This is a genomic window from Pseudomonas sp. NFX5, assembly GCF_049132125.1.
Lineage (GTDB): Bacteria > Pseudomonadota > Gammaproteobacteria > Pseudomonadales > Pseudomonadaceae > Aquipseudomonas > Aquipseudomonas marginalis.
Genome location: NZ_JAFMZG010000009.1, coordinates 47,026 through 62,810 on the forward strand (window position 1 = coordinate 47,026; position 15,785 = coordinate 62,810).

Annotated in this window: 13 protein-coding genes and 1 pseudogene; 5 read left to right on the top strand and 9 right to left on the bottom strand. The window is 61.2% G+C overall.

Annotated features, from left to right (window positions below; all coding sequences use genetic code 11):
* Nucleotides 1–6 precede the first annotated feature (6 nt).
* Genes J1N02_RS04210 through J1N02_RS04220 form a run of 3 tightly spaced genes read left to right on the top strand, consistent with a single transcriptional unit; the run spans nucleotide 7 to nucleotide 5,231 of the window.
* Entirely contained in the window at nucleotides 7–2,163 is a 2,157-nt protein-coding gene (locus J1N02_RS04210; protein ID WP_421147180.1) for a glycosyltransferase, read from the top strand.
* Between the two features lie 19 nt (nucleotides 2,164–2,182).
* On the top strand, nucleotides 2,183–3,160 hold the full coding sequence (locus J1N02_RS04215; protein WP_421147181.1) for a class I SAM-dependent methyltransferase: 978 nt from the start codon (nucleotides 2,183–2,185) through the stop codon (nucleotides 3,158–3,160).
* A 13-nt stretch (nucleotides 3,161–3,173) separates the two neighbouring features.
* Nucleotides 3,174–5,231: a glycosyltransferase gene (locus J1N02_RS04220; protein ID WP_098478995.1), complete on the top strand. Its 2,058-nt coding sequence runs from the start codon at nucleotides 3,174–3,176 to the stop codon at nucleotides 5,229–5,231.
* Here J1N02_RS04220 and J1N02_RS04225 read toward each other — a convergent pair whose 3' ends face one another.
* The 7 genes from J1N02_RS04225 to J1N02_RS04255 all read right to left on the bottom strand — a co-directional run bounded on the left by J1N02_RS04225 (nucleotide 5,232) and on the right by J1N02_RS04255 (nucleotide 11,935).
* Nucleotides 5,232–6,095 carry an SDR family oxidoreductase gene (locus tag J1N02_RS04225; protein ID WP_098478994.1) on the bottom strand — a complete coding sequence of 288 codons (864 nt, stop codon included), beginning with the start codon at nucleotides 6,093–6,095 and terminating at the stop codon, nucleotides 5,232–5,234.
* On the bottom strand, nucleotides 6,088–6,999 hold the full coding sequence (locus tag J1N02_RS04230; protein WP_027603986.1) for a glycosyltransferase family 2 protein: 912 nt from the start codon (nucleotides 6,997–6,999) through the stop codon (nucleotides 6,088–6,090). The genes J1N02_RS04225 and J1N02_RS04230 overlap by 8 nt, the downstream gene beginning before the upstream one ends.
* Entirely contained in the window at nucleotides 6,977–8,083 is a 1,107-nt protein-coding gene (locus J1N02_RS04235) for a glycosyl transferase (protein WP_193603316.1), read from the bottom strand. Before J1N02_RS04235 ends, J1N02_RS04230 begins: the two co-directional genes overlap by 23 nt.
* Nucleotides 8,080–9,183 carry a non-hydrolyzing UDP-N-acetylglucosamine 2-epimerase gene (wecB, locus tag J1N02_RS04240; RefSeq protein WP_043293325.1) on the bottom strand — a complete coding sequence of 368 codons (1,104 nt, stop codon included), beginning with the start codon at nucleotides 9,181–9,183 and terminating at the stop codon, nucleotides 8,080–8,082. The genes J1N02_RS04235 and wecB overlap by 4 nt, the downstream gene beginning before the upstream one ends.
* 407 nt (nucleotides 9,184–9,590) lie before the next feature.
* Nucleotides 9,591–10,070: a YbaK/prolyl-tRNA synthetase associated domain-containing protein gene (locus tag J1N02_RS04245; RefSeq protein WP_027603983.1), complete on the bottom strand. Its 480-nt coding sequence runs from the start codon at nucleotides 10,068–10,070 to the stop codon at nucleotides 9,591–9,593.
* Nucleotides 10,071–10,086: 16 nt separating this feature from the next.
* Nucleotides 10,087–10,845 (bottom strand): sulfite exporter TauE/SafE family protein, encoded by a 759-nt coding sequence (locus tag J1N02_RS04250; RefSeq protein WP_027603982.1) that lies wholly within the window; start codon nucleotides 10,843–10,845, stop codon nucleotides 10,087–10,089.
* Between the two features lie 4 nt (nucleotides 10,846–10,849).
* On the bottom strand, nucleotides 10,850–11,935 hold the full coding sequence (locus tag J1N02_RS04255) for a TauD/TfdA family dioxygenase (protein WP_146476690.1): 1,086 nt from the start codon (nucleotides 11,933–11,935) through the stop codon (nucleotides 10,850–10,852).
* A gap of 109 nt (nucleotides 11,936–12,044) precedes the next feature.
* On the opposite strand from J1N02_RS04255, the gene J1N02_RS04260 reads away from it, so the two are divergent.
* Nucleotides 12,045–12,977 carry a LysR family transcriptional regulator gene (locus J1N02_RS04260; protein ID WP_027603980.1) on the top strand — a complete coding sequence of 311 codons (933 nt, stop codon included), beginning with the start codon at nucleotides 12,045–12,047 and terminating at the stop codon, nucleotides 12,975–12,977.
* Between the two features lie 297 nt (nucleotides 12,978–13,274).
* Here the strand turns inward: J1N02_RS04260 and J1N02_RS04265 are convergent, their stop codons facing one another.
* The gene (locus J1N02_RS04265) at nucleotides 13,275–14,441 is read right to left on the bottom strand and encodes an MFS transporter (RefSeq protein WP_027603979.1); all 1,167 of its coding nucleotides are present in this window, start codon (nucleotides 14,439–14,441) and stop codon (nucleotides 13,275–13,277) included.
* 94 nt (nucleotides 14,442–14,535) lie between these two features.
* On the opposite strand from J1N02_RS04265, the gene J1N02_RS04270 reads away from it, so the two are divergent.
* Nucleotides 14,536–15,429, top strand: coding sequence for a LysR family transcriptional regulator (locus J1N02_RS04270; RefSeq protein ID WP_027603978.1), 894 nt, complete (start codon nucleotides 14,536–14,538; stop codon nucleotides 15,427–15,429).
* A 10-nt stretch (nucleotides 15,430–15,439) separates the two neighbouring features.
* Here J1N02_RS04270 and J1N02_RS04275 read toward each other — a convergent pair.
* Nucleotides 15,440–15,681: pseudogene (locus J1N02_RS04275) on the bottom strand (ParA family protein); the annotation flags it as partial.
* Nucleotides 15,682–15,785 lie beyond the last annotated feature (104 nt).

Below are 15,785 nucleotides of genomic sequence, written 5' to 3' on the forward strand. Positions count from 1 at the left end.
CGCACCATGGACAAGGACAATCTGGCCACGCTGGAGCGCGAAAGTGCTCACGTGGAACGCGATGCGGCCATCAGGGAACGAGACGCGGCGCTGGCTTACATCGCCATGTTGAAAAATACCCGTTCGTGGCGGATCACCAAGCCCTTACGGGCGCTGCTGCATTGGTTAAGGTATCGGTCATCCCACACCGACGCCGACATCCCCGACTTTCTGCACGGGCAATATCTGCCGGTGCGCACGGCGTTGAAAAACCCGCTGTCGCCAACGGCGGATTTATCGCCACCAGAGGCGCGCTTCGACATTCTCTGCTTCGCCAATATCGACTGGGCCGCCCGCTTCCAGCGCCCCCAGCAGTTGATGAGCCAGTTCGCCCGTCACGGCTACCGCGTGTTCTACATCATGCCCTCCCGCAGCGCCGAGCCTGGCCAGGCCTACAGCACCTTGGAAGTGGCACCCGGGGTATTCGAGGTGACATTGCAGCGCGACGAGTTCGTAGACTGCTACACCCAGCGCATGTCGGAAAAACACCTGCAAACCTACGCCAACGCAATCGATGCGCTGGCCAAGGATTGGCGCATAAAAACTGCAGTCAGCGTGGTGCACCTGGCGTTCTGGTCTACGCTCGCGCATCGGTTGCGCGGCACCCACGGCTGGAAAATCCAGTACGACTGCATGGATGACTGGGTGGGCTTTCCGGGGATCGGCGCGACGTTGCTGGAGGAAGAACACACCCTGGTCCGAGACGCCGACCTGGTGACGGTCACCGCCGCGCTGCTGCAGGAAAAATGGGCCGCGATGAGCCGCAACTGCCTGTTGCTGCGCAATGGCGTGGATGTCGAGTTCTTCGAGCGCAATTGTGTGCCCAACCCCTTGATGGCGGAGATCGAGCGGCCGCTGATCGGCTTCTACGGTGCCCTGGCCGAATGGGTCGATTTGCCCTTGGTCGCGGGCATCGCCCGGCTGCGGCCGGACTGGAACTTTGTGTTGATCGGCGACATTTTCGTCAAGGACCTGGCCGGCCTGGACCGCCTGCCCAATGTGCATTTACTCGGCAGGAAGCCCTATGCACAGATGCCGTTGTACCTCTACCACTTCAATGTCTGCCTGATCCCGTTTCGCCTGTATAACGTGACCCATGCGGTCGACCCGGTGAAGTTCTACGAATTCATCAGCGCAGGTAAACCGGTGGTGTCGGTGCCGCTGGAAGAAATGCAGATCTATGCGGATTTCGTGTATTTCGCCAGCGAACCACAGGCCTTTATCGAGCAGATCGAGCGCGCCCTGAACGAAACCGATACCCAGGCCGCTACCCGGCGCGTGGCACTCGCCAGCGCCAATGACTGGCGCCACCGCTTCGACGCCAACCTCAGTGCGCTGGAGTCCTTGCACCCGAAAGTGTCGATCGTGATCGTTACCTACAACAACGTCGAACTGACCCAGGGCTGTATCCAAAGCCTGTTGCGCAACACCACGTACCCCGATTACGAGCTGATCATTGTCGACAATGCGTCCTCGGACGACACGCGCAACTACCTGCGTTACCTGGGGCGCACCCAAGCAAACGTCACCCTGGTGCTCAATGACCGCAACCTGGGCTTCGCCGCCGCTAATAACCAGGGGCTGCGCCTGGCGACCGGGGAATACCTGGTGCTGCTCAACAACGATACCGTGGTGCCCAAGGGCTGGGTCGATCCGTTGCTGCGCCACCTGCAAGACCCGCAGATCGGCCTGGTCGGCCCGATGACCAACTCGGTAGGCAACGAAGCGAAAGTGCTCGTCGACTACGTCGGCCTCGAACACATGGAAGCCTTCGCCGATCAGCACGTCGCGCGGCATCGTGGTCGCAGCTTCGATATCAGCATGCTCGCCATGTTCTGCGTGGCCATGCGCCGCGAGGTGCTGGAACGCATCGGTTGGCTGGATGAGGCGTTCGGCATCGGCATGTTTGAAGACGATGACTACAGCCGGCGCATCCAGGCGGCCGGCCTGAGGACCGTGTGCGCCGAGGATGCCTTCATCCACCACTACGGGCAGGCGTCCTTCAAGAAGCTGATCGCCAGCGGCGAGTATCAAGCGCTGTGGGACAAGAACCAGGCGTACTTTGAAAGCAAATGGGGCACATGGACGCGCCCTGAACCGCAGCGCAAATCGGGTACCCCTTGACCAACCAAAGGAAGACACCGTGCTCAAGCGAATCATGAACAAACTCAACGGTAAGCGCGAAGGGATCGGCGCCGACAAGCAAGTCACGGCGGATCACTGGTCAGAAAACATGGCCGGCTCCGACGCCTTTTCTGCGGATGTCTATTGGCTGGCGGTACCGACCGTGCAACGCCGTCATCAGCATAAGGCAACGGCGGGCAGCGGCCATCCGGGCTGGGTGCAGTACTGCCTGAAGGAGTTTCTCGGCAACCCGGCGCCAGGCACACGGATGCTGAGCATCGGCTGCGGCACCGGCACCCTGGAGCGCGAACTCTACAGGCTCAAGGCGTTCGAGCACTGTGACGGCGTGGATATAGCGCCTGCCGCCCTCGAGGTGGCCAGAGCCGAAGCGCTGGCGATGGGCGCGTCGACGATCCATTACGCCCTGTGTGATATCGAACGCACTGACCTGCCGGGCAATCACTACGACGCGGTCTGGTTCAATGGCTCACTGCACCATATCCGCGAGCTGGAAGTGGTCTGCCAGCGGGTTCGCCATAGCCTTAAGCCTGGGGGCTGGCTGTTTTTCAATGAATATGTCGGGGCCAATCACTTTGCCTTTGATGCCCAGCAACGCGCGGCCATCAGCCATGCGTTCGGCTTGATTCCCGAGCATTTGCGCCGATCATTCGTGAAGGGTTCATACGGCCAGGTTCAACAGGTCGTGCCACTGCCCGACCCCGCCGAGGTGGTGAAAGTCGACCCGTCGGAAGCCGTGCGTTCGGCAGATATCCTGCAGGTGGTACAGGAGCACTTTGATGTGCGTGCGCTGAACCTCTGCGGCGGTTCGCTGCTGCAGTTTCTGCTGCACGGTATCGCCGGCAACTTCACCGCGGACAACCCGCAGTCCCTCAGGGTACTGCAGATGTTGTTCGACATCGAAGACGGGCTGATCGAGTCGGGCACGTTGAAAAGCGACTTTGTGGTGGTCGCCGCATCGCCGAAAACGTCCGGATGAGGTCGCCCCGCCCATGCTGATCGAGCGACGCACATCTGGCCGGCAGCGCTGGCGCGCGGTGTATCACCGGCTGCCGTTGCCGGCCAGCGCGAAAAAACTCCTGGCAGTCATCTACCGACGGGCACTGCTGCCCGCTGTGCGCGCACTGCGCGGCGTCCTGCAACCGATGAAAACCTTCGCCAGCCCATCGTCAGCGCCTCAGCCACAACAGGCCGGACTGGCGGATTACATTATCTGGGGCGCTATCGACTGGGACTTGCGCCACCAGCGCCCGCAGCAACTGGCCCAGGTGCTGGCCGCCACCGGCCGGCGGGTCATCTACGTGTCGGCCTCATTGATACATGCGCCCCAAGCCGGCTTTGAACTCGACTCGCTGGACCAGACGCAGCGGTTGTTCCAGGTCAAGCTGTTCGCCCGTGGTGCACCGCTGATCTACACCGCAGCGCCTGACGCCGCGCAGGTTCGACAGTTGTGCTGCAGTATTGGCGAGGTACTCCTCTGGGCCGGCTCAGCCCGGGTCATTTCACTGGTGCAGCACCCTTTCTGGTGCGACATCGCCGGTGAATTACCCAACAGCCGATTGATCTACGATTGCATGGACCATCATCAAGGCTTCGGCGACAACGGCCCGAGCATCCTGCAGCTGGAGCAACGGCTGGTGCGCAACGCGGACGTTCGGCTGTTCACCTCCGACTGGTTGGCCGAGCAATGGCCGGCCCAGGCCAATGAAACTCGCGCCATCCTGCGCAATGCCGCCGACCTCACCCGGTTCTGCACCCCACCTGCCTCGATCTACCGGGATCGCTTGCAACGTAAGGTGATTGGCTACTACGGCGCCATTGCACACTGGTTCGACCAGGCGCTCGTCGCCCGCATCGCCGAGGCGTTTCCACTGCATGTGGTGCTGCTGATCGGCGCCGATACGGTGGGCGCGCGGGCGCAATTGAGTGGCTATGCGAACGTAGAATTCACCGGCGAAGTGCCCTATGCCACCCTGCCCTATTACCTGCATGGCTTCGATGTGGGCATCGTGCCGTTTCACATCACGGCCCTGACGCTCGCTACCAACCCGGTCAAGGTCTACGAGTACCTGAGTGCCGGGAAACCGGTGGTCTCGGTCGACCTGCCAGAAATGCAACAATTCGGCTCCCTGGTGCAGGTTGGCCGCGACGGCCCGGCGTTCATTGCCGCGATCACGCGGGCATTGCTGCCAGCGACGACCGAACAGATTGCCCAGCGCCAGGCATTCGCTGCCCGACAGACCTGGACACACCGCGCCGATGCACTCATCAGCCTGGCCGAACGCCGCGACCACGCGGCACGCATCAGCGTGATCGTGGTGACCTACAACAACCTGTCGCTGACGCGGGCGTGCCTGGACAGCCTCGAGCACGACAGCGAGGGGCCTGAACTGGAAATCATCGTGGTGGACAATGCGTCCAGTGACGGCACCGCTGAATTTCTCTCGCAATGGGCGGCCGACAGCGGCCAGACGATCGTACTCAACACCGACAACCGCGGTTTCGCCGCCGCGAACAACCAGGGCCTGGCGATCGCCAGCGGTGAGTACCTGGTGCTGCTCAATAACGACACGCAGGTCACCAGCGGCTGGGCGAGTACCTTGCGCCGCCATTTACAACGCAATCCCGAGCTTGGCCTGATTGGCCCGGTGACCAACAACATCGGTAACCAGGCCAGGATCGACATCGGCTACACCGACCTCGCAGACATGCCACAAGCGGCTCGGCGCTTTACCTGCCGCCACCTTGGCGAGGTGGTCCGGCTGCCGACCCTGGCGTTCTTCTGCGTGATGATGCCGCGCAGTACCTACACGCGAATAGGCCCGCTCGACGAAGTCTATGGCCGTGGATTCTTCGAGGATGACGACTACTGCCGACGTGTCGAACATGCCGGCCTGGTGAATGCCTGCGCCCGCGATGTGTTTATCCATCACCAGCTTTCGGCATCGTTCGCGCTCATGAACCAGGATGAACGCCAAGCCCTGTTCGAGCGCAACAAGGCGATCTATGAAGCCAAGTGGGGCCCGTGGGTGCCCCATGAATATGAGTAACTAACGCAGGTCGTCCTGTGACAATAAAAATCCCCTGGGCGCGAAGCCAAGATCCCGGGCAGCCTCGGTATGCTCGAACACCAGGTCCTGGTTCATGCGCTGCGCCATCGCCGCCGACCAATGGCGGTAGCGTGGCAGTACTCGCAACAGCCACAACGTCATCCGGAACAGCCAGAGCGGCACCGTGAGAAAACGCGGGCGGCGCTTCTGCGCGGTGAACACGCGGGAGACCATCTCCCGATAGGGCAACGTTTCTGCGCCGCTGAGGTTGTAGGCATGGCGGCACACCTGGGGTGCCTGCAACGCACGCACACAGGCGCTCGCCACATCCTCGGCATGCACGGGTTGACGCAGCCCCATCGCGCCACCCAACAGCGGGAAAAAGCCGAAGCGCCGAATAAAGCGCGCGATCTCGGTGATGTTTTTGTCGCGGCCCTGGCCGTAGATCAAGGTCGGACGCAGGATGCCCCAGTGCACCCCGTGGTCCTGCGCCCACTGCTCAACACGCGCCTCGGCATCGCCCAACAGGTTGGCGAGGCGCCGCTCTGCGGAGTCGACGGAGTGGCTTTTGCTAAAGCGACTGGTGGAAGACAGGGCCACGACCTTGCGCGCTCCGCAGGCCTGCAGCAGCGCAAAATGCTGCAGCAGCGTCCAAATCGGCGCCACGCAGATCCAGTAGGGAATCGGCGCGGCATACGCGCTTACACCCGCCTCAGGAAGCCGTTGCCAACTGACCGTATCGCTGCCGTGCCGGGGCTGGCGGGAAAAAGCGACGACCTTGAACTGTTCGCGCACAAGCAACGCAAGCAGGCATCGGCCTACCAGGCTACTGGCCCCCAGCACACCGACCGTGACCTCAGGCATGCCCACTCCGGGATCGTCCCAGCAACCAATTGAATCCATGGTAGAGACAGACCAAACCGAAGCGCAGCCACACCCCCAGGACCACCCACCACCACAATCCCTTGGGGTAGTTGGCCCTGAAGAACTTTGCGTAGAACCGCACCATCCCTCGGTGTTTGTGCCACTCGACAAAAAACCGTCGATTCCGGCTACAGGCGCCCCGCCAGTGCATGACGCGCGCCTGTGGCACAAACACGACGCGCCACTGTTTGAGCTTGAAGCGCATGCACCAGTCCAGATCCTCGCAATGCAGAAAATAGCCTTCATCCCAGAGGCCCACAGACTTCAACGCTTCACGCTTGACCAGCATGCAGGCACCGGAAATGGCTTCCACCGCGGCGGGCTCGGTGGGCAGCGGCTCACGATGCAACAGGAAGTCGGCGCACAGCGTGGGAAACACTCCATCCAGGCGCGATAAGCCAAAAGCCCGGACGAATGCTCTCCTGGGGGTCGGAAACACCCGGCGCCCGCCCGGCTGTTCGGACCCATCGGGGTTGCATAGAAAGCCCCCCACCATGCCCGTGGCGGCATCCGCGTGCAGCGCTTCCATCATGCCCTGCAATGAGCCCGGCAGCAGGACACAATCCGGGTTCAGGAACAACAATGCGCCGGCACTCGACACCCCCACACCGGTATTACAGGCCGAGGCAAAGCCCATATTCCGCTGATTCCGGATGATGCTCAGGCCCGTATAGGCCGGGCACTCATCCAGGTACGCCAGGCTGCCGTCAGTCGAAGCGTTGTCCACCACAATCACCCGCCGCGCGCCTTCCCTGAAGGCCGACGCCACGCATTCGCCGAGCAGCGTGCCGACGTTGTAGTTGACGACGATCACGTCGCAGTCATGGATGAAGCGTGGCGGCATCAAAACGCGCTTCCCATGAGTGTTGCAGTGCAAATGCACGGGCTTCGTCCGCATTGCGCTCACACTCCAAGGCGGCCTCGGCCAGCCCGGCAATATCGCTGTGCGAGTGACTGATAAAAACACCCGGCAGCCCTGAACGGCCATGCATCTCGCCGAAGTCAGTCGAGATCACCGGCAATGCCAGGCCGCGGTATTCGTAGTACTTGATCGGATCGACCGACGCGGTGAGCAGGGTCTTTTTGAAAGGAATCAAGCCCACGTCGAACTCGGCCATGGCGGCCAACGCCGCGCCATGATTATCGGCAGGCAACACCGCTACGTTGCTCGGCAAATGCGCGGGCGCGGCGCCGAAGATCGGCCCCATCAAACGAATTTCATCGTTGGGCCTGGCTTCGGCCAAAGCCGCCACCCAGGCCCAGTCAAACCAGGTGGCCAGGGTGCCCACGTAGCCAAAAACCTTTCGACTCGATGACATCGGCGCCCGCTTTACGGCAGAGATCGCCGCCAAGTCCAGGCCGTTCAGCACCAGGCACACCTCGTTGCGATAACGCCGCCACTGTGCGTCGAGCACGGAACTCGACGTCCAGATGACGTCCACGTGCTGGGCGATCAGCCGCTCACGGCGCGCCAGGGCCGATCGCGAGAGGCCGGTATAAAACGCCGGGAAATCGTCCATTGCGTCATACAAGGACGCGCAGTGACGAAGCCGCTGCAACAACAGATGTGCCAGGACCGAGGGCTTGCCGACCACGAGCAAGGCTGGAGAGGCGTGGGTGAATTGATCGATCCTGCTCAATGCATGCCGCCAGCAAAAGCGGTTCACCCAGCCCGAGCACGGTAGAGGTTCTATCGGTAGACCGCCAGGCTTGATCAGCGTGAGCCATGGCGGCGTGCCACTGGATGGACTGGTTTGCGCGCAGGGCGCAGCCGCCTTGAGATCGCTCCACCTGGGCAGCCGCGTGGGATAAGGATCGACCCACAGCACCGACGCCCCTGTGCGGCCGTGCACCCAATCGACAAACTTGTGCGGCCGCTGGGCGAAGCTGTGCCAGGGCAACGGCGAGAGAAATACCAGGCGCTTCAAGAAAAGTGCTCGCGCAGGACCTTCACGATACGCCCGGCAGCCTGCCCATCGCCGTAGGGCGAAACACCTCGCACCATGCCACGGTAGGCCGATTCATCGTCAAGCAGGCGCTGCGCCTGCTCGATGATACGTTCATAGTTGGCCCCCACCAGCTTGACGCTGCCCTGCTCCACCGCTTCCGGGCGCTCGGTTTCATCCCGCATGACCAGCACCGGCTTACCCAGCGCCGGCGCCTCTTCCTGGACGCCTCCCGAGTCGGTCAGGATGAAATACGCCGCTTTCATGGCGGCGATGAACGCCGCGTAACCCAGCGGCGCGCACAGCCTGAAGTTCGGCATGCCTGCCAGGCACGCCTGGGCGACGTCCTGGATATTCGGGTTCGGGTGCACAGGGTAGAGAAACTGAACCCCAGGGTTGTTCTCGGCAAGGGTGCGCAGCGCTCGGCAGATGTCGAGAAACGGCGCGCCAAAATGCTCCCTGCGATGGGCCGTCACCAGCACCAGGCGCTTGCTCGGATCAAGATCAAGGCCGATCTCCACCTCACTGGCCGCGGTCATGATCAGGGCATCAATCACCGTGTTGCCCGTGACGAAAATGTCCCCACTGGCTACGCCTTCTTTCAGCAGGTTTTGCCGGGTGCCTTGCGTTGCCGCGAAGTGCCAGTGCGCTAATTTACCGGCAATGACCCGGTTGGCTTCCTCGGGGAACGGATGCTGCAGATCCCAGGTGCGTAGGCCGGCCTCAATATGCCCCACCGGTATGCGCCGATAAAAACAGGCCAGGGCACAGGCCATCACCGTGGTGGTATCGCCTTGCACCAGCACCGCATCGGGCCGTTCTTCGAGCAGGACAACATCCAGCTTGAGCAATAACTGCCCGGTCAGGGTGGCCAAGGTTTGATTGGGTCGCATGACGTCCAAGTCGATATCGGGCTCGATGCCGAAAAACGCCAGGACCTGATCCAGCATGTCGCGATGCTGTGCCGTGGCGACCACACGCACATCGACCCAGCCCTGCTGCTTCAAGGCCAGAATGACCGGGGTCATTTTGATCGCTTCGGGACGCGTTCCGACCACACAAAGAATTTTTTTTACCGACACATCAAGCCTATTTCCCTATTCGATAAGTGGCTGAATCGCTCAGGCGTTCAAGCTCATGCTCACGCACATTCCGCTGTGCTGTTTTGATGCTGTGATGGTGAAAATCCGGACTGCGGACAGCGAGAGTGCGGCGTCGAGACAGGTTCGTAGCGGGTCTCGACACCCATACTGCAGCATAGACACAGACTGCAATACCTGCACGGTGGATGGACTAAAGGACGGTCTGGTCCCGAGGAGTTCCCGCAAATCTACGCCAGGGAATGAGCGCACCGGTTCATGCCTGATGCGGTTGCCCTGGAAATGACGTGACCGACCTGTCGTTCGAGCCTGAAGACCGGCCAGATACAGTGCATAGCAGGCCACCGCGGCTATCGTTTTTTTTGGGCCGCGTCTGTGAAAACGTCTGCTCAGGCCTGGCTGATATCCAGCAATCGAGGCATGGCGATCGCCAGATAGTCCTGCGTATCGAGCACCATCGACGCATCCAGCCGCCCCGCGTTAAAGGCTATTTCGGCGTAGCCTGTGGTCAAGGCCGGATCGACGATCAATTGAATCCGCTCATCGAAAACAAACGGAGGGATGGCGCCGATCCGGCACCCGGTCAGCTCCATGGCGGTTTCGGCCTTCACCAGCTCGGCTTTTTTCCCGCCCAGGGCCGCTCCGACTTTCTTCATGTCCAGCTTCTGGTCGCCCGGCAGTATCACCAGCGCATAGGGGCCGGCCTGGCCCTTGAGGGCGCAAAGCATGGCCTTCGCGCCTTGGCCGGGCTCGGTGCCACGGATTTCGGCGACGCGCGCCGACTGGCCCTCGGCATCGTGCATCAACACCCGGTAAGAGGCTGAGCGGGCATCGAGTAATGCCACGAGGCGATCGAACATGGGATGCATGGAGTTTTCCTCTGGTTTACAGGAACAGGTCGTAGGACAGCTTGCTGATCAGAATCACCAGTAACACCAGGAATAGAGCCCGGACAAAGGGCACGCCTTTATGAACCGCCAGCCAGGTGCCGGTGAGCGCGCCCAGGATGTTGAATGCCGCCATGGGGATTGCGATCAGGTAGAGCACGTTACCCGTCGGAATGAAGAATATCAGTGCCGCTACGTTGGTCGCGATGTTGACTAGCTTGGCCGATGCCGAGGCATGGAGAAAGTCGAAGGCGAAGCAGCGGATAAACAGGAAGATCAGGAAGCTGCCAGTGCCGGGACCGAACAGACCGTCGTAGAAACCGATGGCGCCGCCGATGACGATCGCCAGCAGTTTTTCCTTGGTACCGATGCGCATGGGTTTGTGCAGGGCGCCGAAATCTTTTTTCCAGAAGGTGTAGATCGCCATCAGCACAATCAACACCAGCACCGCCGGCCGGATCATCGACTGGGGTACGAACGACACCGTGGCGGCTCCGAAGAAGGCCATGACAAAGGCCGCGCAGGCGGCGGGGATCACAAGCCCCCAGTCGATCACCACCTTGCGCACGAAGGACCGGGCCGCGAATGCGGTGCCGCAGGCGGCCGCGACCTTATTGGTACCCAGCAGCGCCGCCGGTTGAGCGGTGGGTAGCACGTTGAATAGCGCGGGAATCTGGATCAGTCCGCCGCCGCCCACCGCCGCATCGATCAGGCCGGCGGCGAAGGCGAACACGCAAAGGATGACAATATCGACCATGAAATCAGGCTCTGACTATGTAGGGTTGATGAGGATCCAGCGGTACCACGCGTGCCGGATCATTGACCCCGAAGACACGCAACATCCAGCGATCACGGCCGTCGTAGCGGGGGGTAAAACCATCCCGGGCATGCAGGGTTTGCTGGTTCTTGAAGATCAGCATGTCCCCCGGTTGCAGCATGATGTGGTGCACGACATCGGGATGATTGGCGGCGGCGGCGAACAGCTGGAGGGCAAACTGCGCAGGGCCGCAGGTCGCTTCGACACTCGCTTTGTTGTAGCGGCAATACAGGCCATCGGTTGCGCTTCTGTAGAGCAAGGGGACGTTTTCCAGCACATTCCCCTGTTTGCCGAAGGAGGCTGGTCGGCGAACGGTGAAGTTCGGTCGTGACAGTTCTTCTTCGACGTAGGCCGGCAGAATGGCCAGCACCTCGTCAATGGCGACGATGCGCGTCGGCACGTCGAGCTCGCAGCGCAGGCCGGTCAGGGACAGGTACTCCGGACAGGCCGACAACTGCGAGATAGGTTCGCAGGTCAAAGGCAGGTGAGGGTTGTCGACATGCATGTCCAGATCCGCCCGCGAGCCATAGGAGCTCTTTTCGGTCTCCCGCTTGCGCTTGGGCGATACGTGACGGAACACGGAGTCGGTGCTTTCACCCTCGTACGCCAGCGGACGGGTTTGCAGAGTGTGCAGCACGGACAAAATAGCCCCGGCCAGAATCGACAGGTTCTCGATACCTGGCTCCAGGTCATAGGGCGTGGCGGGCAGTTGCGGGTCCAGCGGCAGCCCCCTGACGATCATCGCCACGTCACGGGCCTGTGGAAAATTGCGCAGCTGTTGGATTTTCTCGGTGCCCAGGACACTTTCCAGCAACCGCCCCAGGACCGGCATCTGGCGGATCCCCGAGGCGCTATCGGTCACGTCCAGCGATGCCAGCCCGGCCTGAAGTGTGCGTTGTTCTTCCAGCGACAGATGAATTTGCGGTATCTCCCGTCGGGTCAAAGTCACTGATTTTTTTTCCAGCCTTTCATGAATGACTTCATCAATACACGCTGCGGCTTTCCCGATTACTTCATCCAGCTTCGACACGTCCTTGCGCTCCTGTTTGCACCATCCTTGTGGGTTGAACGGGAAGGTTAACGGAAGGGCCTTTTTTGTGTTGCAATGCCGCGTTGTGAAAAATGCAATGAGGTGGAAAGTGGCACTGAATATGTTGGGGGAACTTGAAGCCTTCGCGACCGTGGCTCGCAAGCGCAGCTTCGTCGCCGCGGCACGGACGCTGGGGCGCTCCCCCAGCGCACTGACCCGTGCCGTTCAAGCCCTGGAGGAAAGTGTGGGGCTCAAGTTGTTCAATCGCTCGTCCAATGCCGTGAGCTTGACCGAAGCGGGCGAATGCTTATTGCCCCACGCGTACAAAATGCTCGATCTGCAACGTGAGGTGGATGAAGACCTGGCCGGCCTCAGCGGCCTGGCCTCCGGCTGGATCCGTTTTTCCGCCCCCGAGGTTCTCGGACACGGGGTATTGCCCCGGTTGATCGCGCAATACTGCGAGCGTTATCCAGACGTTAACATCGATGTGATCTTCACCGATGAGATCATCGACCCGGCCAAGAGCAAGCTGGACTTCTCGATTCGCGGCGCGTTTCCACAATCCAGCGACTTGATCGGCTTTGCGCTCTGGAGTTACTCACGTTACCTGTATGCCAGCCCCGGCTACCTGGAGCGCAACGGCATGCCCGACTCCATCGAGGCACTGGAGGCGCATTCGCTGATCCTGCATACGGCGCCGCGGATTCTCAAGGAGTGGAATTTTCGCAGTGAGGAGCAGGCCATCAGCTTTCGGGTTCATCCAAAATTTCGGTTCAGCTCCGGCCTGGCGGTATTCCAGGCAGCCCTGGCGGGCGTCGGGATCGCCCGCCTGGCGGATTGGATGGCGGAACCCGAAGTGGAAACGGGGCGCCTGCTCCGGGTGTGTCCTGAGTACAAGCTCACCTCCAGCAGCGGTGAGAGCCCACAGATGCACGCGGTATACCCGGCCGGAAACTTGCCGCTGCGGGTGAAGGCATTGATGGAGATGATCCGTGGCTTAGGTGAAAGCCTCGAATGTAAACGCGGCTCAGCACCTCTATGAAGACGGCCCTCACGTCGCTGTGAGGGGGATTCATTCAAGCATTCTGAATCGCCCCGGCACCGTAGACATCTCCAGCCTGCCAGGCTACGTTCATTAATGAGGCGTCATGGGAGGAAGGTAAAGGGTGTAGGCGCTGACCTTAGACTCCTTGTTCGAACGCTATATTGGGCTCCACTCTAAGTGCTCCCGCGGGCAAGCAAAGCGTATGTTACTCGGCGATTCAGCCATCCAATTTGGTCATGCCAAAATCACAATGGAAGTCACGGAGCAACTGAGTGACTGGCTCTCCCATCAAGCTCACACCAATGCAGTTGCAATCTTTCTGGAACGCCAGGCAAATCCCAGCACCATCAGCAACCCTAGCCCCGCCACTGCCGCTCCAGCCAGGGAAATCGCCGGATAACCTAGCCCTGCATTGATCACCGCACCGCCCAGTGCCGCACCAATCGCATTGCCGAAGTTAAACGCACCGATGTTCACCGCCGAGGCCAGATTGGGCGCGTCCTTGGCAGCTTCCATGACGCGCATCTGTAGCGGCGGCACCAGGGCGAAACTGGCGATACCCCATATCAGGATGGCAACGGCCGCCGGCAGCGGCCAACGCATCAGTACCGTAAACGCCAGCAACACGAGAATCAGCACGCTCAGCGAAACGATCAGTGTGCGATCTATCGAGCGGTCGGCGGCCTTGCCGCCCCACATGTTGCCCAGTGTCAGGCCCACACCGAACAGAACCAGCATGGCGGTTATGTAGGCGGTGGACGCGTGAGTCTCGCTGCTAAGGATCGGCGCGATGTAGGTGAAGACGGTAAACATTGCGCCCGAACCGACTACCGTGAGGGCCAACGCGCCCAGCACCGGGCCACGGCCCAGTACCCGAATTTCGGCCATTACACCGACGCCTGGCGGCGCCTTCAGGTTGGGCAGGGCGAACCATAACGCGGCCATGGCGACCACGCCGAGGCCGGTAATGCCCCAGAATGCAGTGCGCCAACCGAACATTTCGCCAAACCAGGCGGCCAGCGGCACACCGCCAATGGTCGCCAGGGTGAGGCCCATAAACATTGCCGCGACCGCTCCGGCACGTTTCTCAGGGGCGACCACGCTGGCAGCAACGATAGAGCCAACGCCAAAGAACGCACCGTGGTTCAGTGAGGTCACCACCCTGGCGATCATGAGGCTGTAGTAATCGGTCGCCAGGGCTGACATCAGATTACCCAGGGTGAAAATCGCCATGAGTCCGATCAGTAGATAGCGCCGGGGGATCCTGCCGGTAGTCAGGGTCATCAGCGGCGCGCCGAGCAGTACACCCAGGGCGTAAGCACTGACCAACAGGCCCGCGGCGGGAATAGAAACGCCGAGATCCGCAGCGATGCCCGGCAACATGCCCATGGGGGCGAACTCGGTAACACCGATGCCAAAGGCACCTATGGCAAGTGCGACAAGTGGTGGATTGATACGCATGGAAGGCTCCTTATCTATGCCGCCAATGCTACGATCCAGCGTTTTAAGGCGGTAGATAGCATTTCTGGCAATCACCTATGCGTAAGGGGCACAAATGGACTTCAACGGCAGATCCGGTGACATGCTCGTGTTCGCCACCGTGGCGCAGGAAGGCAGCCTATCGGCTGCCGCGCGTGCATTAGGGCTCACACCCTCGGCGGTCAGTCGGATCATCGCGCGTACCGAACAGCGCCTTGGCACCCGGTTGCTGTTGCGCACCACCCGAGCGATCAGCTTCACTGCCGAGGGCGAGGCTTTCCTGCGCGGCGCCCGGCGTATCCTGGCCGACATGGCCGAGGTGGAAGAAGCCATCGCCGACCAGGGCGTACCCAGGGGCCGATTGCGGGTCAGTGCCGCCCTTGGCCACGGGCGGCTGGCCATCGTCCCCCTGGTGGCGGCATTCAGCGCCCGCCATCCGAACATCTTGGTCGACCTCACCCTCGGCGACGAAGTGGTCGATATTCTCGGCGGCCAGGCCGATGTGGCGGTACGTTTTGGCCATCTGCCCGACAGCCCGCTGACCGCGCGCAGAATCGGCGACACCGGCCAGGTAGTGGTGGCATCGCCCGAGTATCTGCAACGCCACGGCATCCCTCGCGAACCGGAAGACCTGCTACGGCATAACTGCCTGCGCTTCAACTTCCGGCGTGCCGAACCCAACTGGCCGTTCATCCGCGACGCAAGAGAGTTCTCCCTGAAGGTCTGCGGCAACATCGAATGCAGCAGTGGTGAAGCGCTGGCACAACTTGCGCGAGTAGGTGCGGGCATTGCGCGTATCGGCGAGTTCAGCGTGAGCGAGGATCTGCAGCGCGGTGACCTGATACCGCTGCTGGAAGCCTGGAACCCCGGCGACCGGGAACCGATTCATGCGGTGTTCGTAGGCGGCTCGGCAATGCCGGCGCGGGTGCGATTGTTCGTAGACTTCTTGCTGGAGCATCACCGGATGTAAGCGGTGGCGTCAGCTGATTGAACGGATCATTGGAATGGATCAATGAGAGATTAGGAATGCTGGTGTGCGAAATGACCTGGTCGGCCCGGGCGTCTCGTGCGATAGCGCATATAACGACGACAGCGACGGCTGATTATCCAGATCGATGAGCAGGGTACGGATCCCTGCATCGGCGCAGAACGCGCCCAGATTGACGCCAACCGCAGTTTTACCCGGCCCGCCTTTGGTTGAAACGACCGCAGTGACTTTCATGATATTGACCTCTGAATCGTAGGATTTGAGATGCATTCATGCTGGCCACGCTGTGCGCTTTGATCACCCCGGAAAAATCCAAGGCAAAAAAAAGCCTGCATCGC

What these genes read in the sequence shown, in the direction of transcription:
- J1N02_RS04220 (WP_098478995.1), top strand. Translation starts at nt 3,174, where the DNA reads ATGCTGATCGAGCGACGCACATCTGGCCGGCAGCGCTGGCGCGCGGTG.
- J1N02_RS04250 (WP_027603982.1), bottom strand. Translation starts at nt 10,845, where the DNA reads ATGGTCGATATTGTCATCCTTTGCGTGTTCGCCTTCGCCGCCGGCCTG.
- J1N02_RS04210 (WP_421147180.1), top strand. Translation starts at nt 7, where the DNA reads ATGGACAAGGACAATCTGGCCACGCTGGAGCGCGAAAGTGCTCACGTG.
- J1N02_RS04265 (WP_027603979.1), bottom strand. Translation starts at nt 14,441, where the DNA reads ATGCGTATCAATCCACCACTTGTCGCACTTGCCATAGGTGCCTTTGGC.
- J1N02_RS04225 (WP_098478994.1), bottom strand. Translation starts at nt 6,095, where the DNA reads ATGCCTGAGGTCACGGTCGGTGTGCTGGGGGCCAGTAGCCTGGTAGGC.
- J1N02_RS04230 (WP_027603986.1), bottom strand. Translation starts at nt 6,999, where the DNA reads ATGCCGCCACGCTTCATCCATGACTGCGACGTGATCGTCGTCAACTAC.
- J1N02_RS04245 (WP_027603983.1), bottom strand. Translation starts at nt 10,070, where the DNA reads ATGCATCCCATGTTCGATCGCCTCGTGGCATTACTCGATGCCCGCTCA.
- J1N02_RS04270 (WP_027603978.1), top strand. Translation starts at nt 14,536, where the DNA reads ATGGACTTCAACGGCAGATCCGGTGACATGCTCGTGTTCGCCACCGTG.